Raw genomic sequence first — 23,705 nt, 5'->3', positions numbered from 1 at the left:
AAAAGTGGATAGTTGTAAACAAAATCTATATAATAGATATTTAATGCATTATATTTCACATCGCGTTTAAGGAAAAAAGACAATCTTAGAGGTGACTCGAAATGAAAAAATATCTCAGAGCGTTGCGTAATGCAACTAAAGGTGTGGATCTGAGTTTGATTGTAACCTTTATCTTGCTTGGTTTAATAGGGATTGTCATGGTTTATAGTGCCAGTATGGTACCCGCTTCAAAAGGTTCTTTAACTGGCGGTTATCCTGTCGCAAGCAACCATTTCATGAAGCGCCAAGCGATTTATTTTGTGATTGGACTTATCATAATCTTCTTCTCTCTTTTTGTCAGAATCGATTTCTTTAACTCTCCAAATGTCCAATTAGTCATGTTGTTGGTAACATTTGGGCTTCTAGCTTTAACCTTGCTAATCGGTAAAGAAATCAACGGTTCCAAAAACTGGCTGAACTTAGGATTTTTCAGTCTCCAATCTTCAGAGTTTTTAAAACTCGCTTCTATATTTTATTTCTCATACATCATTGATCGACGATTAAGCAGACAACGCGACTACCAAATTAACCATTTAATTCCACCGTTACTCTTATTAGGGCTTGGCCTTGTACTCGTACTCTTACAAGGTGACTTAGGTGGAACGATGTTAACAGTAGTCATTATCGGATGTATTTTACTTTATTCTGACATCAAGAATAAAATTAAAGTTCAAATCTTCGGTATCGCACTCTTACCTGTAGTGATGTATCTGGTTTACACATTACTCTTTGATACGAAGAATATTTACAGAATCAAACGTATCGCTGTTTTCTTAAATCCATTTAAGTATGAAAATAATGAAGGTTATCAACTGACAAGTGCTTTAATCTCAATCGGTAATGGCGGGTTATTCGGTAAAGGGCTCGGTAACGGAGTTTCAAAACTTGGCTACTTGCCAGAACCGCATACAGACTTTATTTTTACAGTACTATCTGAAGAGTTAGGATTAATCGGTGTACTCATTGTCTTAGGGCTCTATGGCTTAATTGTGGTAAAAAGTTTAATCTATGCCAACCGTACGTCGAATCACTTCTACAAACTGATATGTATCGGTATCGGCAGTTATATCTTTATTCAAGCCTTCGTCAATATCGGCGGTGTTTCAGGTACAATTCCATTAACAGGTGTAACCTTACCGTTACTCAGCTATGGCGGCTCATCCATGTTAAGTGTCAGCATTGCCTTTGCGGCATTAATTATGACCACACGTAAAATTAATCGTGAACGTGAAGCACGTCCTAAACTTCATACGATCAAATAAAAATTAAAGCAGAACGAGAGAAAGTAATCATCTTTCTCACGTTCTGCTTTTTAATATGACTAAAGACCATCAACATCTTCTGTTAATGGCCCATACGTCTTCAATATTTACATGTTCATTCATCCATACCGTTCTTTATTTTACTGCAAGCGAACGGTTTCTCTTGCCTAAATGCCACATTGTGATAAACGCAATCACTCCAAATAATGCTAAGAAGATAAATGCTAAGTGGCTTGTACCTGTTAAGCTTGTCACATACGTAATCACTAATGGTGGGAAGAATCCGCCAAGACCACCCATCATTGAAACGATACCATTTGCGACACCTGCTTCTTTGTGGAAGTATTGCGGTACTAATTTGAATACTAAACCATTACCGATACCTGCACATGCACTGATTGTTAAGCATCCGATTGTAAATAATAAAATACCATCTGAAATACCTAATAAGACAGCACCGATAATCATAATAATAAAGTCGACTTTTAATGCCATCACCGCATCAATTTTGTCCCCGATGATACCACCAAGCGGTCTAAGTAATGTCGCAATCGCGATAAAGACCCCTGCTCTGATTCCAGCGTCTACTGAAGTCAAATTGAAATGATCAACTAAGTATTTAGGTAAGAAGATACCAAAAGCTACGAAAGAACCGAACGTAATGAAATACCATAAGCTTAAGTAATATAAACGTAAGTCTTTTAATAAATCTTTCGCTTGTGCTACAAATGGAACCTTCACTTTAGGTTCTTTAGCATCTCCTAAGAAGAACATTAAGATTGCGAATACTGCCATTAAGATTAAGTATAGTCTCACTGTTGATTGCCAACCGATGACACCTGCTAATGGTGGTGCTAAGAATGAAGATACGGCTGTCCCTAAGTTACCCATACCGTAAATACCATTCGCTAAACCAACTTTTTCTTTAGGGAAATATTTAGGTAATGACGTTACCCCTACTGAGAATGTCGCACCTGCTACCCCCAAGAAGAAGCCTGCAATCATCAACATATTGACAGATGCTGCTGAACTTAATAAAAAGATTGGTACTAATAGAATAATAAAACTTGCGAAGAATACCCATTTTGCGCCAATAACGTTTGTTAAATAACCGAATGGGATACGAAGAATAGATCCTAAAATAACTGGTATTGCGAGTACAATTGAAACTTGTCCGCTCGTAATTTTAATGTCTTCTGAAATCAGCGGCATCAATGGTGCAATGATACTCCATACCATGAAGCCGGCAACCAAACTCAACGTTTGGATCGTTAACTGTAAACCGCCTCTAGATTTGTTCATTTTTTTCACCCTAACATTACATTTTCATATCGTATTTAATAAGAGCAGCAGTATCTCCCTGATGTGTTTTTTGAGTCGAAGTTATTTTATTCATCAGTTAAAGATACTGCTTACACTTAATAGTGTATTATTTAGGTGAATTATTGAACATAAGGGCATTCCCTTAAAACATTCGGCTTTTCCCTAATCCCTCAATTTTAGATAAAATCAGCATGTTAAAGGCTTTTTTCATCACAATTTTTTCACATATTAGTCACATACTATTCAAATTGTTCGACTTTAAATAAAAAAAGAACCCATCTGCTTTGATGAGTTCAATGACATTCCTATTTTAAAAATCAAGCAATTTTTTCTTTAAGGCATACTCCACTAATTCCGGTTTGGATTTCAATTCTAACTTCTGCATAATATGTGTTTTATGCGCTTCGACAGTTTTCACTGAAATAAACAACTTTTCTGCGATATCCTTATTCCCATAACCTTTCGCAATTAAAGGCAATACTTCTAATTCGCGTTTAGATAAAATACGGAATGGATCATTCGTATTTTTGCCATCTTGGTCTGAATTATTCACAAATTCATTGACCAACGATGTCGTCATTTTAGGGTCAATATAAGTGTCGCCGCGATAAACTGTACGCACAGCTGAAATTAATTGTTCATCCGGTGCGTTTTTTAAGATATAACCTTTCGCGCCATTTCTTAAGACATGGAAAAGATATTCATCATCATCATACATCGTTAAAATAAGTATTTTTGTTTCAGGAAAACTCTCCATAATTTTACTTGTCGCAATCAAACCTGACTCCCCTGGCGGCATGCTTAAATCCATAATTAACACGTCAGGGCGATGCTGCATCACTTTTTGGTATGCTTCAACACCCTCAGCAGCAGTGTCCACGACTTCCATATCCTCTTGGAAATTCAAGATCATAGAGAAGCCAGTTCTCACCACTGCGTGATCATCTGCAATAACAATTCTCAACATCAAGTCTCCTATCGTTTATCAGTTATTGGAACTTCTAACGTCACAATTGTACCACGTCCCACTTGTGAATCAATATTAACCGAACCATTAACTAATTCAGCACGCTCATTCATACCGAATAATCCTAGCCCAGTTCCTTTGGCTTCATCTCCTATATTGAATCCTGTACCGTGATCGCTCACTTCAGCGATAATGGACGTTTCTCCTAAGTGTAAGGAAACATAAACTGTGTCTACTTGTGCATATTTCAACGCATTGAATAACGCTTCTTGTACCACACGATAAACGACCGTTTCGATTTCGCTGTCAAAACGTTGTGCCGAAAAATCAGTATGATACGCAATATGCACACCATAGTTCTTCTCGAACTGTTTAAAGTAAGAGCGGAAAGCAGCGTCTAGTCCTAAGTCATCTAGAGAAGATGGACGCAGTTCTACAGATAAATTACGTACATCATCAATTAAACGTGACATAATGCCTTCAATACGCTTAGAATTATCAACCATTTCATCTTTATCTTGTTGATATTTCAATAAACGTAATTCAACGTCTACATTAATCAATTCTTGGACGATACCGTCATGTAATTCTCTGGAAATCCGCTTACGTTCATTTTCTTGTGCTGAAATTGTTTTTTGCATCATCAAACGTTGATAACGCTTATCTTGTCGTTCAATCTGAGGAGAAACATTGTGTAGTGTAAATGCATAGATTTCATTGGCTTTATCGATGATTTCGTATGAAGCTGTGTATGGTTCAATTTTATCATCTCGCGTACGCATAAAGACCTGGAAGCTGCCTTTTCCGATTTCTAACGCTTCTAAGAAACAGTTTTCACATGACATAATGTCAAACTCATTTGAATAGCCTTCGCATCTTCTGCAAATGGCATTCGTCATTTGACTATAGTCATTTTCATCAGAAAAAACCTCTTCTGCCGCTTCATTCAACGCGATCACTTGACCTTCCTTATTTAAAAACACCATTTTTTCATTGGTATTTAAATAATACTGAGTCAATAATTCCTGTAATTTTTCACGGTTATCAATTGATTTCATCTCTAAAACTCCCTAACCTGTGATTAATGCGAATCTCTTCACTGCCTTCAGGCAATGGACGACCATCACGTTGGCCTAGCAACAATGCGCCATACACACGGTTCTCATGCCACAAAGGAATGGCAACCATTGCTGTGAGTGATTCACTTAAAACAATCGGATAACTGAGCTTGTCATTTGGACTCAGCACAGTATTGACATCATCGATAATCATTCTAGAGCCAGTTCGGATAACAAGACCAGCTAATCCCTTGCCAGGGCGCAAAACAATCAGCTGATAGCGGTTATTGAGATTGCCTGACGCATGTCTCCATTTGATGACTGCACTATGTGAATCATCTTCAGGCAAAGCAATCGCCGCAAAATCAAACTGTTCTTCTTCTCTGATTTCTTCCAAAGCAGCTTGATAGTTAAAGTAACCCGTCGCAACTACACTATTCAAATTGTCTCCTCCTATCTATGTTTGACTTTGTTTCTGCGGTAAATAATGTAACTTCTGCTCGCGTATGTTAATGGTACACTCCACACATGAACCAATCTTGTGAATGGCCATAACGCAAAGATACCAAAACCAAGTAATACATGAAGTTTAAATGACCATGGCACATCTGTCATTAAATTTGCATCTGGTCCGAATGTGAATAATTGTCTGAACCATACAGAAATTGATGATCTGTAATCAAAATCTGGCATAACCGCATTTGTTACTAACGTTGCATAGCACCCCATAAATACAAGAATCAACAAGAAAAAGTTTACAACCATATCTGATGCAGAACTAAGATGTCTGATATTCTTTACTGATACACGGCGTGACGTTAATAAAAACATTCCAATTAACGTTATTATACCAAAAATACTACCGATATATACAGCCCCGAAATGGTACATCTCATGGCTGACTCCCATTGCGCTGATCCATGATGGCGGAATGACTAAACCCACAAAGTGTCCGATTGCGACCGGAATAATCCCTAAGTGGAATAACAAACTGCCCCATTTCAAACGTTTCTTTTCAATAAATTCACTGGACTTTGCTGTCCAAGAAAACTGATCATATCTAAAGCGGGCAATATGACCGAGAATAAAAATGGCGATACATAAATATGGGTATATGACCCACAAAAATTGATTAAGCATGCGGTGTCACCTCTTCACTTGGTTGTAAACATAATTTGAGTGTTTCTCTTAAGCCTTTAATTAAAGGTGCATACGGACTATCCATTTCTCTTAATTGATTCAGCATCGCAAATGTACCATCTTCAATGACCATAATAATGAATTCAATATTCCCTTCTGCACGATCGTCATTTTGCCATTGTGCAGCGTATAAGAATTCAAGCATTAACGGTAAGAAGTCTGAAAGTTCGTTATCGACCATATCTAGTCCGAACATTTCATAAAGCACTTTAAGTTTCGCTAACATTTGTCCGCGTTCTTTCTGCGTATCAAATTTATTGTAAGTCATATACAGCGGTGCTTCTTTATTAAAATCAAATGTATCTGTATACAATTGTTTAATTTCAGTCAACGGATAACTTAGAATACGTTCACGATATTCCACCATCTCAGCATATGCTGGATGGTGACTATCGAAAACATCTTCAAACGTCTTAGGATGGAAAGTTAACTTTTCAGGAAAGTTCAATTGTTGCGCAAAATAACCGATTGACTCTTGATATCTATAAAAGTTATTCAGGTTAATCACGGAAAATCCCTCCATAGAAGCTTTCGTTATAAGCTTCTTGTCCAGTTTGTCCCGGTTTCATTGCTACAGGTGCGCCACAGCCGTCACAACCGCTTCCGCCGATTGTGTTATCACTGAATTCATAACCTTGACTACCTTGTGCAGCGTAAGTGTCCATATATTGTTCCTTGTGAGATGTTGGAATTACGAAACGATCTTCGTATTTCGCAATCGCTAATAAACGATACATATCTTTAGTTTGACGTTCTGTTAAACCAAGTCGGTCTAAACGGTCTAAATCAAAGTCTTTACCTGTCACTTGTGCACGCATATAACTTCTCATCATTGCCATACGTTGCAATGCTTCTTTAACAGCTTGTGTATCACCAGCAGTTAATAAGCTTGCTAGGTATTCAATCGGTAAACGCATTTCTTCAATTGCTGGGAAGATCGCATCTGGGTTCTTGATTGAATCTTTACCTTCGAAGTAGTTCATGATTGGGCTTAATGGTGGGCAATACCAAACCATTGGTAATGTACGGTATTCAGGGTGTAATGGGAAAGCTAATTTGTATTCGATTGCCAATTTATAAACTGGTGAATTTTGTGCAGCTTCGATCCATTCCATTGATACGCCGTCTTTCAACGCTTGTTCAATCACTTCTTCGTCGTATGGGTTTAAGAATAAATCACATTGTTTTTCATATAAATCTTGTTCGTTTTCAGTTGATGCGACTTCATGTACACGGTCAGCGTCATACAGTAATACACCTAAATAACGCATACGGCCAGTACAAGTTTCTGAACATACTGTTGGTAAACCTGCTTCAACACGTGGGAAACAGAATGTACATTTTTCAGCTTTGTTTGTTTTCCAGTTGAAGTAAACTTTTTTGTATGGGCATCCTGTCATGCAGTAACGCCATCCACGACAAGCTTCTTGGTCTACAAGTACAATACCGTCTTCGTCACGTTTGTACATTGCACCTGAAGGACATGATGCTACACAGCTTGGGTTTAAGCAGTGTTCACATAAACGTGGTAAATACATCATGAACGTTTGGTCAAAGTCGAATTGAATTTTTTCTTCAATGCGTTGGATGTTCGGATCTTCTGGTCCAGTCACATGTCCGCCAGCTAAGTCATCTTCCCAGTTAGGTCCCCAGTGTAAATCCATTCTGTCACCAGAGATAACTGAATGTGCAGTTGCAACCGGCGCATGTTTGCCAGCTTTTGCAGTTGTCAGATGTTCGTAGTTGTAAGTCCAAGGCTCGTAGTAGTCTTTGATTACTGGCATATCTGGGTTGTAGAAGATTTTACCGAAAGCAATCTTAGACCAGCGGCTGCCCGCTTTAAGGTCTAATTTGCCTTTCTTATTCAGTGTCCATCCACCTTTATATTTCTCTTGGTCTTCCCAGCGTTTCGGATATCCGACACCGGGTTTCGTTTCTACGTTATTAAACCAAATATATTCTGCACCTGGACGGTTTGTCCAAGTGTTCTTACAAGTGACACTACAAGTGTGACACCCGATACATTTGTCTAAGTTTAATACCATGGCTACTTGTGCTTTAATCTTCAAGCCAATCTACCTCCTTCATCTTTCTCACTGCTACATAAACATCTCTTTGGTTACCAATTGGACCATAATAGTTAAAGCTGTAGCTGATTTGGGCATAGCCCCCAACTACTTGCGTAGGTTTCAAGTGAATACGTGTCGGTGCGTTATGTGAACCGCCGCGCATGCCTGTAATTTCAGAACCCGGTGTTTGGATATGTTTATCTTGTGCGTGATACATAAACATTGTTCCTTTCGGCATTCTGTGTGATGTCACGGCTCTTGCTGTAACAACACCGTTACGGTTATATACTTCTAACCAATCGTTATCGTTAATATCGTGTGCTTCCGCATCTTCTTTAGAAATCCAAACAACCGGACCTCCACGGAATAATGTCAACATGTGTTGGTTATCTTGGTATGTTGAGTGAATATTCCATTTACCATGCGGTGTTAAATATCTTAAGACTAAGTTATCTTGTCCGCCGATGACTTTCTTATCTTTTGTACCGAAGACCATCGGTGGCAATGTCGGTTTATAAACTGGTAAGCTTTCACCGAATTGTTGGAAGATTTCATGATCTAAATAGTAACTTTGACGTCCAGTCAATGTTCTGAACGGTACTAAGCGTTCAATGTTTGTTGTAAATGGTGAATAACGTTTTTTACCTTTGTTTGAACCAGAGAAAACTGCAGTCGGAATGACTTCACGTGGTTGTGATGTAATGTTTAAGAATGTAATCTTTTCAGCACTACGGTCACTAGAAATATCTGTTAAAGGCATACCTGTTTTATCTTCTAAGTCTTTATATGACGCTTGAGATAATTCACCGTTTGTTGCTGATGAAATATTTAAGATGACATCTGCAGCACGTCTTGCTGTATCAATACGTGGCAAGCCGTTTTTCACTGTATCGTCATTCCATGTACCTACGATGTCTTTTGCTTCTTCATATTGTTTCTTCACTGGGAAGCTGACACCGTGTGCACCTAACTTCGCATTTTCAAGTAAAGGTCCGACAGAAATGAACTTGTCATAAATTTGTGTATAGTTACGGTCTACTACAGAGAAGCCAGGCATTGTTTTACCAGGAATCGCTTCAACTTCTCCTTTTGTCCAGTCTTTGACTTTACCGTAAGGTGTCGCAATCTCTTGTTTAGAGTCATGTGCTAATGGTGATGTCACCACATCTTTGAATGTACCTGGCATATGCACTTTCGCTAAATCAGAGAATGTCTTACTTAATGATTTGAAGATATCCCAGTCTGAACGTGATTCCCATAATGGATCAATCGCTGGATTGAATGGGTGTACGAATGGATGCATATCTGTTGAAGATAAGTCGTGTTTTTCATACCAAGTTGCTGCTGGTAAGACGATATCTGCTTTTAATGGTGTTGAAGTCATACGGAAATCTAATGCGACAATCAAGTCTAATTTACCTTGTACTTCATCACGCCAGATCATTTCTTCAGGTTTATCTGTTTCGTTCGCTTCAGCCAGTAATCCAGAACTTGTTCCTAACATATGTTTCATGAAGTACTCTTGTCCTTTTGCTGAACTTGATAATAAGTTCGAACGCCAGATAAATAATGATTTCGGATGGTTTTTACGTAAATCTGGATCTTCAATCGCAAATTTTGTTTCACGGTTTTTCACAGAGTCAACCGCACGTTTTAAAATGGCTTCGTTGTTGAACTCGCCAGCGTCTCTTGCTTCTTCACCGAACTTCAAGCTGTTTGTATCGAACTGCGGATAAGATGGCAGCCATCCTAAACGTGCAGCTGTAACGTTGTAGTCAGCTGGGTGTTGGTGTTTAATATTTTCTGCTAATGGTGATGCTAGTTTATCTACACCAGACTCTTCATATTTCCATTGGTCTGTTGTGAAGTAGAACCAGCTTGTACCATTTTGTAAACGTGGCGGACCTTGCCAGTCTTTAGCGAAAGCAAGCGTGCTCCATCCTTCAATCGGACGACATTTTTCTTGTCCTACATAGTGCGCCCAGCCGCCGCCGTTAACACCTTGACAACCACACAGCATCACTAGGTTTAAGACTGCACGGTAAATTGTGTCTGAGTTGAACCAGTGGTTGATACCTGCACCCATGATAATCATTGAGCGACCGCCTGTATCAATCGCGTTTTGCGCAAACTCTTCAGCTACTTGTGTTACTACTTTTTGTTTCACACCTGTCACTTTTTCTTGCCACGCTGGTGTATATACTGTATCGGCATCATCATAACCTTTAGCTTCTAATTCATGTCCGAAACGACGTACACCGTATTGGCTTGTCATTAAGTCAAACACTGTCGCAACATAAGTTGTTTCCCCATTTGCTAGCGTTACTTTACGTGCTGCAATCGGACGTTCGAAAATACTGTTGCCTCCGTTATCGAAGTAAGGGAATTTCATGATTTGAATTTCGTGCTCATCGTCAGCCACTGTTAAAGCTGGGTCGATTTTAGAACCATCTTCATTTTCTAGTTTCAAGTTCCATTGTTTGCCTTCTTCCCAACGTTGGCCCATTGTGCCGTTAGGAACGATAATTTGATTTGATTCATTATCTAATACAACAGGTTTCCATTCGTTGTTTTCAGATTCCATACCTAAGTCGCTCGCACGTAAGAAACGTCCTGCTTTGAAGCCGTCTTCGTGTTTATCGAACATGATTAAGAATGGCATATCTGTATATTGTTTTGCGTAGTTAATGAACATTTCAGAAGGTTCATCTACGTAATAATTTTGAAGGATAACGTGTGTCATACCTTGTGCAATCGCTGCGTCAGAACCAGGGTTTGGTGCTAACCAGTTATCTGCGAATTTTACGTTTTCTGCATAGTCAGGTGCGACTGAAACCACTTTTGTCCCTTTATAACGAACTTCAGTCATAAAGTGCGCATCTGGTGTACGTGTTAATGGTACGTTTGAACCCCACATAATGATATAGCTTGAGTTGTACCAGTCACTTGATTCAGGTACGTCAGTTTGTTCACCCCAGATTTGCGGTGATGCTGGTGGAAGGTCGGCATACCAGTCGTAGAAACTTAACATTTCTCCACCTAATAAGTTAATGAAACGTGCACCTGATGCATAACTAATCATTGACATCGCTGGAATCGGTGTGAAACCTGCGATACGGTCAGGACCATCTTTTTTGATTGTGTAAAGGAGTTGTGCCGCAATCAATTGTAAAACATCTTTCCATGCTACACGGATGTGTCCACCTTTACCACGTGCGTTTTTATAAATTTTCGCTTTTTCTTCGTCTTCTACAATAGAAGCCCATGCTTTAATCATGTTGCCTTCATTTTCTTCTAACGCAGTTGTCCAAAGTTCCCATAATTTACCTCTGATGTATGGGTAGCGTACGCGAAGCGGGCTGTATTCATACCAAGAGAATGATGCTCCACGAGGACATCCACGTGGTTCGAATTCTGGCATGTCTGGACCGCAGCTTGGGTAGTCGATTTGTTGGTTTTCCCAAGTGATGACACCGTTTTTAACGAATACTTTCCAAGAACATGAACCTGTACAGTTCACCCCATGTGTTGTTCTGACTACTTTATCGTGACTCCAACGTTCACGATACATTTTTTCCCATTCTCTACTTTTATCTTGTAAAACAGACCAATTTCCATTAAATTTTTCTGTCGGCTTAAAGAAGTTTAATCCAAATTTTGCCATGTCTAACATCCTCTCATCTCAATTACTTTGCTCACTAGGCTGTTAACTTCGTAAATACTGTTTACTATTTTTTCAACTTACTCTTATTGTACGATTTCTTTTATGTAAGATGTATTAGGGATTCACCTATAACCTAGAGGGGATTCCCTATGTTTTTTGAACAACACAAAAAAGCAGCACCCTCTTAGTGAGTGGTACTGCTTATACTTAAGTTATTTATCTATACTTTCACAATTTCTGTAATATCATCCATCTGCATAAAGCGATAGATCAAGTCTAATTGGCTTTGATGATAAGTGTCTCCGCTATTCGGATCAATCATAGCCCAACCGCCAGCATCATAAATTTCAAATGCTTTTTCAATGGCCGCTTCTCTCTCACCTGTAACGATACACTGTTTACCGAAATACTCAGGCAAGTGATCCGATTCAATATATGTCGCACCTTTTGTTAAGCCCATCGCATCTCCGACTAATAAGATACCTGGTGCATCTTCAGGTGCAGCATCTCGTACATCTTCTTCAATCGTAGAGAGATGTCCGCGAATAATCACTTGATTCGCATAAGAAACGTTGAAAATCGCACAAATCGGATAATCTTTACCGACTTGTCTATAAATTTGTTCAATAATCTTATGCAGACGCTTGATACCCATGTAAATAGCTAAAGTACCGCCATCAATCAGTGAAGCAATATCAATCTCTTCTTCTTTTGAATCTTTAAAGCTTCCTGTTGTGAATGTCACACTTTTAGAAACGTTACGACTTGTTAAACCAATACCTAAAATAGCCGAAGCTGCACTGGCAGTCGTAATCCCTGGAACGATTTCACAAGGAATATCATGTGCTTTTAAAACTTCCACTTCTTCTTGTACACGCCCGAAAATCGCAGGGTCGCCTCCTTTTAGACGAACGACCCTTTGATGTTTGTATGCTGAATCTATGATGATGTCATTAATTTCACCTTGTTGAATATGTCGACTATACGGTTTTTTACCTACATCGACAATTTCAATGCCGGGAGGTGCGAGTTGCAAGATAAAGGGATTAACTAATCGATCGTAAAGGACAATATCCGCAGTACGGATTAAATGTTCTGCTTTACGTGTTAATAAGTTAGGATTCCCTGGCCCAGCACCGACCAAGTACACGTGACCGGTCGTGCTTACAGCCATAAATACACATCTCCATCTTCAACTTCTACTGTATAGACTTCAACACAACCTTCGTCAGGGTCTTGGACAAGTCCTGTTTTCAGGTCGATTTGAGAGTCGTGAAGCGGACAGAACACAGTGTGACCTGCTACTGTCCCTTCAGATAATGGTCCTTGTTTATGCGGACACACATTATTAATCGCATGGATTGTACCGTCTTCTGTTAAAAACAATCCAATTTGTTTATCTTTCACAATGACTTTTTTACCGATTAAGGGTGTTAAGTCATCTAACGCCGCTACTTTAATTTTTTCTAACGTATGCATACTTACACCTTCTCCACTTCAAAGATTTTTTGATCTTCGCGATCATTTACAATTTCAGACCATGGTTCTTGTTCAACTGCACGTTTTGCTTCCATGATACGTTCATATAATGCGTCTTGATTTTCAGGGTTTAAGACATATTCTTTAACTACATCGAAGCCCATTCTTTCTAACCAAGGTGCTGTACGTTCAGTATAAATACCTGTTTCACGGTAATACTGCATGTACGCGCCGCATAATTTAATTACATCGTCTTCAGTTTCTACTGTCGTTAGGAATTGACCTTTCACTACTTCAGTACCGCCGTTACCGCCGACATAGATTTGGAATCCATTTTCTACACCGATAACACCGAAGTCTTTTACGCCTGATTCTACACAGCTTCTTGGACAACCAGATACACCCATTTTGAATTTGTGTGGAGTATCAATATATTCAAACGTTTTCTCTAAGCGGATACCAAGACGTGTTGTATATTGTGTACCGAAACGACAGAATTCTTTACCAACACAGCTCTTAACAGAACGTGTTTTCTTCGCGTAAGCAGATGCTGAACGCATGCCTAAATCTTTCCATACTTTCGGTAAGTCTTCTTTTTTAATACCATATAAACCAATACGTTGTGAACCTGTCACTTTAACTAATGGCACATCGTATTTCTTCGCAACTTCTCCTAAACGGATTAATTGATCAGGATTTGTCACGCCTCCACGCATTTGCGGAATAACAGAGAATGTACCGTCATTTTGGATGTTTGCGTGGTAACGTTCGTTTGCGAAACGAGATGCTTTTTCATCTTCGTGTTCATTAGGATAAATCATATTTAAGTAGTAGTTGACAGCTGGACGACACTTCGGACAACCGCCTTCAGTTTTCCATCCAAGCACGTTACGTACTTCTTTAGATGTTTTCAGACCTTTAGCACGGATTTGTGTCACGATTTGATCACGTGTTAAATCAGTACATTCACAAATACCCGCAGGTCTTGATGCGACAAACGCACCGCCTAATGTATGTTCTAACAGTTCACCGATTTGCGGTTTACATTTACCACAAGAGTTACCTGCCTTAGTAGCTTTAGTAACTTCCGCTACAGATGTTAAACCATCTTCTACAATCGCATTGACGATTGTACCTTTAGTTACACCGTTACAGCCACAGATTGTTTCATCATTATCCATGTCCGCAACAGATAAACCTTCTTCTTCGCCTGCTTTGCTTAATAGAGATACTAATGTGTAATCTTCGATAGATTCACGTTTTTTCATCATATTGAAGAAACGCGTACCATCATCAGTATCACCATATAATACTGCACCTACAACACGTTCACCTTTTAAGAAGATTTTTTTGTAAACATGGTCTTGACTGTTGTAGATTTCAACACCTTCAACTTCTTCATCTTCTTGAATTTGACCAGCACTATATAAATCACAGCCAGATACTTTCAATGAAGTGAATGTTGTTGAACCTTTATAGCCGTCTGTATCACGGTCAGTTAAGTAGTCAGCTAATACTTTACCTTGTTCATATAAAGGTGCGACTAAGCCATAAACTCTGCCATTATGTTGCGCACATTCACCGACTGCATAAATATTTTCATCACTTGTACGCATGAAATCATCAACAACGATACCGCGCTCAACTTCTAAACCAGAGTCTTTCGCTTCTTGAACGAATGGACGAATACCAACAGCCATCACCACTAAGTCAGCTGGTAATTCTCTGCCGTCTGCTAAACGGATACCTTCAACGTCGTTTTCACCTAAGATTTCTTTTGTATGCGCACCTAATTCAAAACGCATTCCTTGTTTTTCTAAGTCTTCACGTAGCATTTCACCTGCTTGACGGTCTAACTGCATTTCCATTAACCATTCAGCTAAGTGAACAACAGTCACGTTCATACCTTGGTCAAGTAAACCTCTTGCACATTCTAAACCAAGCAAGCCGCCACCAATAACGATTGCTTCTTTTTTCGTCTGTGCAATTTCAATCATACGTTCTGTATCTTCAATTGTACGCCAACCTATAACACTTGGTAATTCATGACCTGGAATCGGTAAGACAAACGCATTTGATCCTGTCGCAAAGATACAAATGTCATATGGGATTTCTTGACCTGATTCAGTTTCCACTAATTTCTGTTCACGATTAACGCGCGTTGCACGTTCTCCTGTGATGAGTGAAATGTCATTTTCTTCATACCATGAATAAGGGTTCATGATTGTTTCATCAACCGACATTTTCTTTTGTAAGATGTTTGATAACATAATGCGGTTATAGTTTGGATAGGGTTCTTTCCCTATAATTGTGATTTCATATTTATCTTTGTCTCTCTCTAAAATCTCTTCAATTGTTCTGACGCCGGCCATACCGTTACCGATCATGACTAACTTAGTTTTTGGCATCCTTATTCCCTCCCGTATTCTTCAGCTAAAAATTGTTGAATCGCTTGTGCCACATGTTTCGCTTTTTTATAATCTCCACCATTTGAACGGACACTAATGGATAAATCTTCAAACTCAAATTCTTTCATATTAAAAAAGTCAGATCGTTCTTTGTCCCCTGTATGGTTAACCAACTGTGTCGGTTTAGTATCTTGCTTGATCTGATCATTGATTTCTGGTGAGTCTGTTGCGATAATCACAACATCTGCGTTTTCAATATCTTCTTTCGCATAGTCTTTAGTGATTAATTTCATATTAGGGTAAGACTCTTCAAAAAATTCTGGCAAAAAAGATTTAGAAATGACTGTAACATCTCCGCAATTGGCTTTTGCTAGTTGTTTAAACTTACGGTATCCGATTCTGCCTCCGCCGACTAATACTGCATGTTTCTTTGACAAATCCAGTTGTATAGGGTACATATCAAACCGCCTCTTTCTGATTCAATCTATCAATTAACATCTCATCTAACTCCGGTTCAAAATTCAACGCTGATGCAATTGTGATATTCGATGCACCTTTGATTTTCTCGATTTTCTTCTTAATCTTATTAACTAAGAAACCATCATAAAAGAAAATTGGAATCACATAGATTTGGTCATAATCATCTTTCATTACAGGCAACAGGTTTTCAAACTGTTTATCTCCGTAAAACATCATGGTATAGACCGGTAACTCTGTAGTGATTCGTGCCGCAATATCATCGATTTCAGCATCAGGCTCTGTCACAATCGGACTGCCATGTCCAATTAAGATGATTGCGGAACCTGGGGTATGTGCCTCTGGCCAGGCTTCAATACGCTGATTAATCCATTTAGTTAAACTTGGATGATTACAAAGGGGCTGACGTATTTCATACGTAATACTTGGAAACATCAGTTGCATCTGACGCATCACTTCAGGCAAATCTTGTAAGTAATGTCTGCCAGAAAATAATAAAAGCGGCACAATCACAAAGGAAGTTTCACCCTCCCATAAATGTTTACGTACCACTTGAGGTAATGAAAGTTCATCACTCTCGATAAACGCAACATCAAATGTGCCTTCTATTTGTTGTGCAACGCTGTCAAGCTCCTCCATCAATAATTGATTTTGTTTGCCACGTCTCATTCCATGCATAACGACAATTGTTTGTGTCATATGCATTTCCCCCCTTTAATTGCATTGTACCTTAAATTTTGAATTAATGTGAATGCATTCACATAATTATTATAAAAATAGGGAATCCCCTTAGCTCTATCTTGAGGGGATTCCCTGACGTATTCAACTATTTATATGTGAAAACATAAAATATTAAAAAACATTACATCATCTGCTGTATATTCTTTTATTATTTTTGCTGATCTAAGTAATGATTACGTTTTCCGTTAAAGAATGCATAAAGCAGACCTACGAAAATACCGCCGCCGATATAGTTTCCGATAAATGCGAAAACAATGTTTTTCAACACATCTAACCAAGCTAATGCGCCGATATTATAGAACATCATACCTGAGAATAAGTTAGCGTTATAAACAACGTGTTCATAGCCCATAAATACGAAGACTACAACGCCGCATGCGATAAAGAAGCCTTTTGATAAGCCGTCTTTAAACTGCATTGATACGTAAATACCGATATTGATAAAGAAGTTGGCGAAGATGGCTTTCACTAAAATACCATCCCAAGTTCCAAGTATTGTTTTCTTATCGACGATACCTGTTAAGGCTTTAACCATTTCTGGTGTCATAACGCTTGTAAATTTCATTAAACCAAATAACACAAAGCCTCCGACAATATTTCCTAAGAAACATACAAAAAATAGCCATAAGATTTTACCAATTGGTACTGATTTATAGTACGCACCTGCTGTCATATACATAAAGTTACTTGTTAAAAGTTCTGAATTCGTTAATACAATCAATACTAAGGCTAAACTGAATGAAACAGCTCCGATGAAGTTGACTGCCCCTTCATTTAAACCAGTATGTTGTGTTTTCATCGCAAGCATAAAGACTGCCACAATTGATAATAAGAAACCTGACATCATTGACTTTAAAAAATAACGTGCAGGGGTTTTGCTTAACATTACTGATTTCATTTGAGATGAACTCACTACACTGTCCATCGTTTGGCGTGAAGTATATGTATCTTCAACCGTTTTATGATTTTGCATAACCATAAAAACTTTCCCTCCCATAATCTAAATAAGATGTATCTAGTATATTATTAATTTAAGCCGATGCCTACCCTTTATTTAAATTTCACTATATCTAATTTTTAAATAATGTGTTAAAGTCTATCAATTTAAATATGATGTAAATCTATCTTTAAAATTATGAGGAATATGAAAAGAAAAAAATACTGGAACATGAACGCTCCAGTATTCCTCTATTAATTATTCAGCTTGTTTTTGTGTTTTACGTTTAACCATCCATTTTAAGCCAGCTGAGAAAATACCACAGCCTGTGATTGTTCTTAATGTCCATTTCAATCCGCTATTTGAAACGCATTTTGATGGGAAAATTAAGGATGGAAGTAATGTACTGATAACGTAAAGAATCACAACTTTTACGTAACGCTCGTTCATTCATCTCACCTCTTTTGTATTAACAACTATAGTTTAGCACTTTCAAATGAGATTGAATATCACTCAGCGTAGAAATCGGGGAATCCCCTATCATTATTTCAGGAGTTGTTCTAACTGATCTAATGTACTCTCCATACCTTGTTCGACACCCATTTCCATTAGTTGTTTGGCTGCATCTTCTGATGGCATCACTGATACAGAACGTACTTCTGTCTGATGGTTATCTTTTGAAGTGAAATAAATTTCCACACGCATGCCATGCATCTTTGTATCTACGTTGCCCTTTTCATCTGCGAAATAGTCACGATAAATAATTTTATGCGGTGCTTCTATCGTTTCATATTGTTGTACAGTATAACTTTGTGCATCTGGCATCGTGATTTTAAAGAAGTTCTTTCCACCCACTTTTGGGTTAAATTCAAATACCTGAATTTCTCCGCCTTTAGGAAAGAACCACTGTTCAAACTTTTCTTTCGTAGTATACGCATTAAATACTTCTTGAATCGATGCATCAAATATACGTTTACCGATAATTTTATGTCCTTCTCTTGTGACTGTCACGTTTACACTTCCTTTAATCTTGAATTGAATACCTTGATATTCTTTTCCCAAATAACAGACTTATCATACCACTTCAAAAGTAAAATTATGCATAAAAAAACTGGAATACAGCATTCCGCCATATTCCAGTAAGTAGGAAAAGATTAGTCTTCTACGATAAATTCTACGTCAGCTTCGAATTTAACGTCTTTACCGATTAATACCCCGCCAGTTTCTAATTTTTGGTTGAAAGTCATACCATATTTTTCACGGTCAACTTTACCTGAAACTGTGAAGCCAGCTACGTTAGTATCGTTTAATGGGTTTTTGCTTACGCCTTCAAAGTCTACATCGAAAGTTTCTTCGTGTGTTTCACCTTTGATTGTTAAGTCTCCAGTTACTTTATCTTCAGAAGCTTCTTTGATTACGAATTTGATTTCTGGGTGCTCATCCGCCGCGAAGAAATCATTTGTGCGTAAGTGGTTATCTCTGTCTTCTTGATTAGTATTGATTGATTTTACATCGATTGTCGCTTCACCTTTAAGTGTGCTGAAATCGTTTAAGTCACCTGATAGTTCTACGTTAAATTGATCGAATGCACCTTTCACTTTAGAAACCATTAAGTGTTTCACTTGGAAAGCTACAGAAGAATGTGCTGCATCAAAAGTAAATTTAGTCATAAAACAAACCTCCAATTTTTATTTGTATAATTAGTATACCACATATATTTAATATATCGACAGTTTTGTCTTAATATTTTCGTTCCATTCTTCGCATACCCGATTTCTATTAAGATATACTTTGCATTAAAAATAAAAAACACGCTATTCGATAAGAATAGCGTGACACTTTAAAACTGCGGAACTTTAATTTTATCTAGTTGACTGCCGATAACGACAAGGTATTGGTCTGTCTGACCTTCTAGCTCAATCGGTTCTATTTCTAATTGGCCTTGTGCATATTGAACTAATTGAAGCTGGGGATGTTCTGCCAGTTGTACAAACCCTTTTGCGCGATATGTCGATTGTGGCAAAGTTTCAAACCATTTAACTAAATCTTCAAGTTTAACCGAATGTTTAAACGCAAAATAACGATGACCGATACCAGAATGTGCATGACCTAAGTCACAAGCTTGCGGCACACTTTCTTTAACTTGAACTTCATTTGAAAATACAGTCTTAGTCTCAAATTGACCAAAACTGCCGACAGAAATTTCCGCTTCTTGATTCAGTATCATTAAATCAGAAAGGATGGGTGCGATAGCTTCAGGCTCACAGCGATCCACTTTGTTGATAAAGAGATGTGAACAATAAGACAATTGATCATAATACAACTTCTGCATATCACCAGGATAACTTTCAACCCGTTGATATAAGGTCGCATCTACTACACCGATGACACTGCGAATAGTTGATACAGGCGCAAGCACAGGAGTTAAACATGCATCAATCACCGACTGTGTATGAGCAATACCGCTGCATTCCACAAAGACTACATCTGGTTGATATGTTAAATAAATCTCATGAAGCTGTTTAGAAACATCCGCTTTCATCGCACAACAAATGCAGCCTTCAATAATTTCATCCATCGGCACTGAACCTTCCACTAAATGACTATCAACACTAGCTTTGCCGAAATCATTCATAATCACAGCGGGTTGTAAACCTTTTTGAAACGCATCTTTGATTAAATGATTTAACGTGGTAGTCTTACCGCCGCCTAGAAATCCTCCGATAATTATAATATCCATGTATTTACCTCTTTCCATAGAGAGATGTATTAAATTAAAACACCTGCTAATAAAGCAATAGCTAATGTTAAGACGATTGATGTGACCATTTGTTTACCGATAATTGCACCACCTTGTTTCAAACCTAAATGTTTCGCCATCATAGAAACAGTCACCATACATGATGAAAATGTAGAACTAAAGAACACTAAAACCAATAAGCTGGCTGGAGATAAAGATTGCAGTACGGTGCCATTACCGAAATTGAATAGCAACATACCATCTTTACGTATCATTGAGAATAAAATTCCTGGTGCCATACTATCTGGAATATGGAGTAAATAGAGTAATGGTGTAAAGATTGTAGAAATCACTGTTAATATCGGTGTTAATGCTAATAAACTCACGATAATACAAATACCGATAAAAATAGGTAATGCCTGCATCAGAAACATCTCAATGGTACCCCAAATCTGTTTCAATAAGGGTTTCAAACTCGGCCATTTCAATTGATTGCGATACACAGGCGGTGTGATATGAAAGTCATTTCGTTTACGATACCATAATTTATTGTGCAGAATACCTCCTGTAAACACGAGCAATAAATAAGGCGCAAACAGCCATGAATGTTGTGCAGCACTAAAGATAGATAATGTTGCGCCAATTTGATAACTGCATGACGAACCAAAACTGATAATACTCATACAACTTGTTTTGGTACAGGCACTACATTGGCTGTTGGCTTGTGTAATAGCTGCCGCATTACAACCAAATCCTTCTAGTACAGGAATAATATCTTGGCCATCTAGCCCTACTTTTCTCATCGTCGGTTCAATCGACCACACCACAAATTGTTTCAATTGAGTCTGATCAATCACTGCAGTAGATATTCCAATCATTACGACCACAGGCAAAGCCCATACTAAGGAATAAATACCTAACGACAATACACCATAATCTCCGTATAGCACTTGGTTCAACCATTGAAATGGCGTATGTGCATGTGTCGTCATCATTTCTATCCAATGAGAGACATACTGATTTTGGAGCCAATCTGAAAAGTGATACGCTAAATAAATCGGCAATGCAAACATCAGGAAGATAATCAACCAACCTAGCAAAGTATCACGAAACTTTGGATGATGTTGTCGACTTGCTTCTACATACGCTTTCAATTTCTGAATATCATATTGTGTTTGTGTATTATCAGAAACAACTGTCTGATACGGCGAGGCATGAATATGTTCCTTAGTAATAAACTGGCGCAGCAAAAATTGCTGCGCAGTTGTTAAATGTTTAAAACCCGTCAACTTCAACTGATGCGTTCCATCTGGTATATCAGTGGCTTGTCCTGTTGCTAAGTTGAATTTGACCTCTAGCATGAGCAGTCCACTTCACAGCAGCTGTAGTCATCTAAATACATATTGTTGTTTTTATAAACTTCAACCGCTTCCTCATTAATCTCTAATGCTTCTCTTTCTAACACTGTTGTCGCAAGTACCGCAAAACGTGCACGGAATTTGTAGATATAACATAAAATCGCATCCGCATGACGGACAGTCGGCCCGATTAAGAAGACATTCGGATAACGTGTAGATTCATCATTATCTGTTAACTCAATGTCACCATCTTGTGTACTGAACAATTGTTGTACTAATGGATTTGTTGTCGCATCGAAACCAGTTGCTAAAATTGGTTCATTCTTTGATGTAGCTTGTTTACCGTTATTGAACTGAATCACATATTTACGGTCTACGTCAGAAAATGAAATTTTAGAAGCGGTATAACCTACATTCAACTCAATCATAGCTCCTTGTTGAACTGCTTTACGTAAGCGTTGATGCGTATAAGGAGATAAACGGATACTTGGATCTGCATGTTCATCTTCTAAACCTGTTGAATGGGTATAGATTGAAACTTGTTTACCTTGTTCAGCCATACAAATGGCCGCATCAAACGCACTTTCATTACCGCCGATAATCACATACTCATCACCTGGCATCTTCATAAAGTCTTCTACTTCACTATAGTGCTGACCATATTTAAATGGCTTACGTGCAAATGAGAAATCACCTGTTGCCACAAAGACATATTCACTTGTGATTAAACCTTGATTTGTATGAATTTCATAATGTCCATCGACAAAATCTACCTTTTCAACGGCAGTATCTTCTTGTACAGGAAGTTCGTAATGTTGGGCGACAGTTTGTAAGTAATCTGCATATGTTTCGCCTGAAACGTGTTCTTCATTAAATGTATAAGCTGGAGAAGTTTCAGTAGACACTGCATTAATATCTGGCATACCGAAACCATTTGTTGTGAATGAAGGGGTAATGGTTCTTGTAGATTTCGGCCAATTTAAGAATGATTGTCCGACTTTACCTTTATCAATCATAATCATATCATTATCATCTAAACCGATTTGTTGGAACGCAATTGCCATACCGACACCGGCTGCACCTGCACCTATAATTGCTACACGGTAATGTTGCATCATTTATTACTTCCTTTCCGTATCTCTCTATTAATCTGTATATAAACTCAAATCGTAATCGTTACGTTTTATATCAAAGTATTTTATCACTTACACATACTAAAGACAAGAATAGGAAGTTAGATTAAACACAAAAAGACAGTTTGCATCGTGACGTATTACCACACAAACTGTCTTTTGAACTTATTCTTCTAATAATTTTTTATAGTCTTTAAATTGATAAGGATCTTTCACAAGCTGCCCATCAATATAAACCACTGGCACTGTATCTATTTTTTTCTCTTTTGCTAATGCTTTATCTTTCTCAGCTGCTTTATAAGACTTACTGTCTTTGGTTTTATAGTCTTTTTTAATGTCTGCTTTTGTTTGTTCAGAAATATTTAATTCATCAATTAGACCATCTACTAACTTTTCATTAATCCATGGTTTTTTATGACCTTTTGTTTCAGGTTGTTCTCCATAGATTTTCTGTTGGAAGTTCAAATATTGTTTCGGCGCATAAATTTTAACCGCATGTCCAGCGCGTGAACCAATAATAGAATCCTTACCTAAGAAAGCGACATTCACTAATTGATAGTCAGCCTTGCCTTTGTCGATATAATCCTTCTTAAGTGTAGGCATGATATGATCTTCTACTTTTTTACAATACGGACATTTATAATCCGCAAATTCTACAATTTTAATTTTATCGCCTTTACCTGCTAAATCAGGATCTTTTTGAGAACAGCCTTGCACGATGACTGCCAAAATGACAGTACTAATAAATAATAACCATTTTTTCATTTTATTTACGCCTCAATTCATGAGTTTTACTTCTTTGATGCGAATCGACTTCTTGTCTTAATATTTATTCTGCTCACTCTATTTT

22 protein-coding genes are annotated in these 23,705 nt (G+C 38.0%); 1 reads left to right on the top strand and 21 read right to left on the bottom strand.

All coding sequences use genetic code 11. The features are described 5' to 3' along the window. The first annotated feature begins 101 nt into the window (after positions 1–101). On the top strand, positions 102–1,301 hold the full coding sequence (locus BU038_RS03415) for an FtsW/RodA/SpoVE family cell cycle protein (RefSeq protein ID WP_107604816.1): 1,200 nt from the start codon (positions 102–104) through the stop codon (positions 1,299–1,301). A 135-nt stretch (positions 1,302–1,436) separates the two neighbouring features. Here BU038_RS03415 and BU038_RS03410 read toward each other — a convergent pair whose 3' ends face one another. From BU038_RS03410 to BU038_RS03310, 21 genes are all read right to left on the bottom strand, one after another. Continuing rightward, positions 1,437–2,603, bottom strand: a complete 1,167-nt coding sequence (locus BU038_RS03410; protein ID WP_107604815.1) for a nitrate/nitrite transporter — start codon at positions 2,601–2,603, stop codon at positions 1,437–1,439. A 331-nt stretch (positions 2,604–2,934) separates the two neighbouring features. Then, a complete protein-coding gene (gene nreC / locus BU038_RS03405) occupies positions 2,935–3,588 on the bottom strand; it encodes a nitrate respiration regulation response regulator NreC (RefSeq protein ID WP_031262458.1) in 654 nt (217 codons plus the stop codon). A gap of 11 nt (positions 3,589–3,599) precedes the next feature. Next, positions 3,600–4,649 carry a nitrate respiration regulation sensor histidine kinase NreB gene (nreB, locus tag BU038_RS03400; protein WP_107604814.1) on the bottom strand — a complete coding sequence of 350 codons (1,050 nt, stop codon included), beginning with the start codon at positions 4,647–4,649 and terminating at the stop codon, positions 3,600–3,602. Further along, positions 4,636–5,091, bottom strand: a complete 456-nt coding sequence (gene nreA / locus BU038_RS03395; RefSeq protein WP_107604813.1) for a nitrate respiration regulation accessory nitrate sensor NreA — start codon at positions 5,089–5,091, stop codon at positions 4,636–4,638. The genes nreB and nreA overlap by 14 nt, the downstream gene beginning before the upstream one ends. Positions 5,092–5,102: 11 nt before the next feature. Next, entirely contained in the window at positions 5,103–5,789 is a 687-nt protein-coding gene (gene narI, locus BU038_RS03390) for a respiratory nitrate reductase subunit gamma (RefSeq protein WP_002479729.1), read from the bottom strand. After that, a complete protein-coding gene (locus BU038_RS03385; RefSeq protein ID WP_107604812.1) occupies positions 5,782–6,357 on the bottom strand; it encodes a nitrate reductase molybdenum cofactor assembly chaperone in 576 nt (191 codons plus the stop codon). Before BU038_RS03385 ends, narI begins: the two co-directional genes overlap by 8 nt. Continuing rightward, positions 6,350–7,918, bottom strand: coding sequence for a nitrate reductase subunit beta (narH, locus tag BU038_RS03380; protein WP_107604811.1), 1,569 nt, complete (start codon positions 7,916–7,918; stop codon positions 6,350–6,352). The genes BU038_RS03385 and narH overlap by 8 nt, the downstream gene beginning before the upstream one ends. Beyond that, positions 7,908–11,582, bottom strand: a complete 3,675-nt coding sequence (locus BU038_RS03375; RefSeq protein WP_107604810.1) for a nitrate reductase subunit alpha — start codon at positions 11,580–11,582, stop codon at positions 7,908–7,910. The genes narH and BU038_RS03375 overlap by 11 nt, the downstream gene beginning before the upstream one ends. A 220-nt stretch (positions 11,583–11,802) precedes the next feature. After that, entirely contained in the window at positions 11,803–12,756 is a 954-nt protein-coding gene (cobA, locus tag BU038_RS03370) for a uroporphyrinogen-III C-methyltransferase (protein WP_107604809.1), read from the bottom strand. After that, the gene (gene nirD / locus BU038_RS03365) at positions 12,747–13,061 is read right to left on the bottom strand and encodes a nitrite reductase small subunit NirD (RefSeq protein WP_002479734.1); all 315 of its coding nucleotides are present in this window, start codon (positions 13,059–13,061) and stop codon (positions 12,747–12,749) included. Before nirD ends, cobA begins: the two co-directional genes overlap by 10 nt. Positions 13,062–13,063: 2 nt before the next feature. Then, a complete protein-coding gene (gene nirB, locus BU038_RS03360) occupies positions 13,064–15,469 on the bottom strand; it encodes a nitrite reductase large subunit NirB (protein WP_107604808.1) in 2,406 nt (801 codons plus the stop codon). Between the two features lie 2 nt (positions 15,470–15,471). Next, on the bottom strand, positions 15,472–15,927 hold the full coding sequence (locus BU038_RS03355; protein ID WP_107604807.1) for a precorrin-2 dehydrogenase/sirohydrochlorin ferrochelatase family protein: 456 nt from the start codon (positions 15,925–15,927) through the stop codon (positions 15,472–15,474). Position 15,928: 1 nt separating this feature from the next. Further along, positions 15,929–16,645: a sirohydrochlorin chelatase gene (locus BU038_RS03350; protein ID WP_107604806.1), complete on the bottom strand. Its 717-nt coding sequence runs from the start codon at positions 16,643–16,645 to the stop codon at positions 15,929–15,931. A gap of 190 nt (positions 16,646–16,835) precedes the next feature. Next, positions 16,836–17,666, bottom strand: a complete 831-nt coding sequence (locus BU038_RS03345; protein ID WP_107604805.1) for a formate/nitrite transporter family protein — start codon at positions 17,664–17,666, stop codon at positions 16,836–16,838. Positions 17,667–17,882: 216 nt separating this feature from the next. Next, positions 17,883–18,074, bottom strand: a complete 192-nt coding sequence (locus BU038_RS03340) for a hypothetical protein (RefSeq protein ID WP_107604804.1) — start codon at positions 18,072–18,074, stop codon at positions 17,883–17,885. Positions 18,075–18,167: 93 nt separating this feature from the next. Beyond that, a complete protein-coding gene (locus BU038_RS03335; protein ID WP_107604844.1) occupies positions 18,168–18,635 on the bottom strand; it encodes an SRPBCC family protein in 468 nt (155 codons plus the stop codon). Between the two features lie 143 nt (positions 18,636–18,778). Then, on the bottom strand, positions 18,779–19,294 hold the full coding sequence (locus BU038_RS03330) for a YceI family protein (protein WP_023015071.1): 516 nt from the start codon (positions 19,292–19,294) through the stop codon (positions 18,779–18,781). A 170-nt stretch (positions 19,295–19,464) separates the two neighbouring features. Then, positions 19,465–20,364: a CobW family GTP-binding protein gene (locus BU038_RS03325; RefSeq protein ID WP_107604803.1), complete on the bottom strand. Its 900-nt coding sequence runs from the start codon at positions 20,362–20,364 to the stop codon at positions 19,465–19,467. 29 nt (positions 20,365–20,393) lie between these two features. Continuing rightward, entirely contained in the window at positions 20,394–21,725 is a 1,332-nt protein-coding gene (locus BU038_RS03320; protein WP_107604802.1) for a nucleoside recognition domain-containing protein, read from the bottom strand. Further along, positions 21,719–22,837, bottom strand: coding sequence for an NAD(P)/FAD-dependent oxidoreductase (locus BU038_RS03315; RefSeq protein WP_107604843.1), 1,119 nt, complete (start codon positions 22,835–22,837; stop codon positions 21,719–21,721). The genes BU038_RS03320 and BU038_RS03315 overlap by 7 nt, the downstream gene beginning before the upstream one ends. A gap of 183 nt (positions 22,838–23,020) precedes the next feature. Further along, on the bottom strand, positions 23,021–23,620 hold the full coding sequence (locus tag BU038_RS03310) for a DsbA family protein (protein ID WP_107604801.1): 600 nt from the start codon (positions 23,618–23,620) through the stop codon (positions 23,021–23,023). Positions 23,621–23,705: the final 85 nt, after the last annotated feature.

Source organism: Staphylococcus simulans (assembly GCF_003043455.1).
Taxonomy (GTDB): Bacteria; Bacillota; Bacilli; order Staphylococcales; family Staphylococcaceae; genus Staphylococcus; species Staphylococcus simulans_A.
This window is presented reverse-complemented; position numbering and strand designations above follow the sequence as displayed.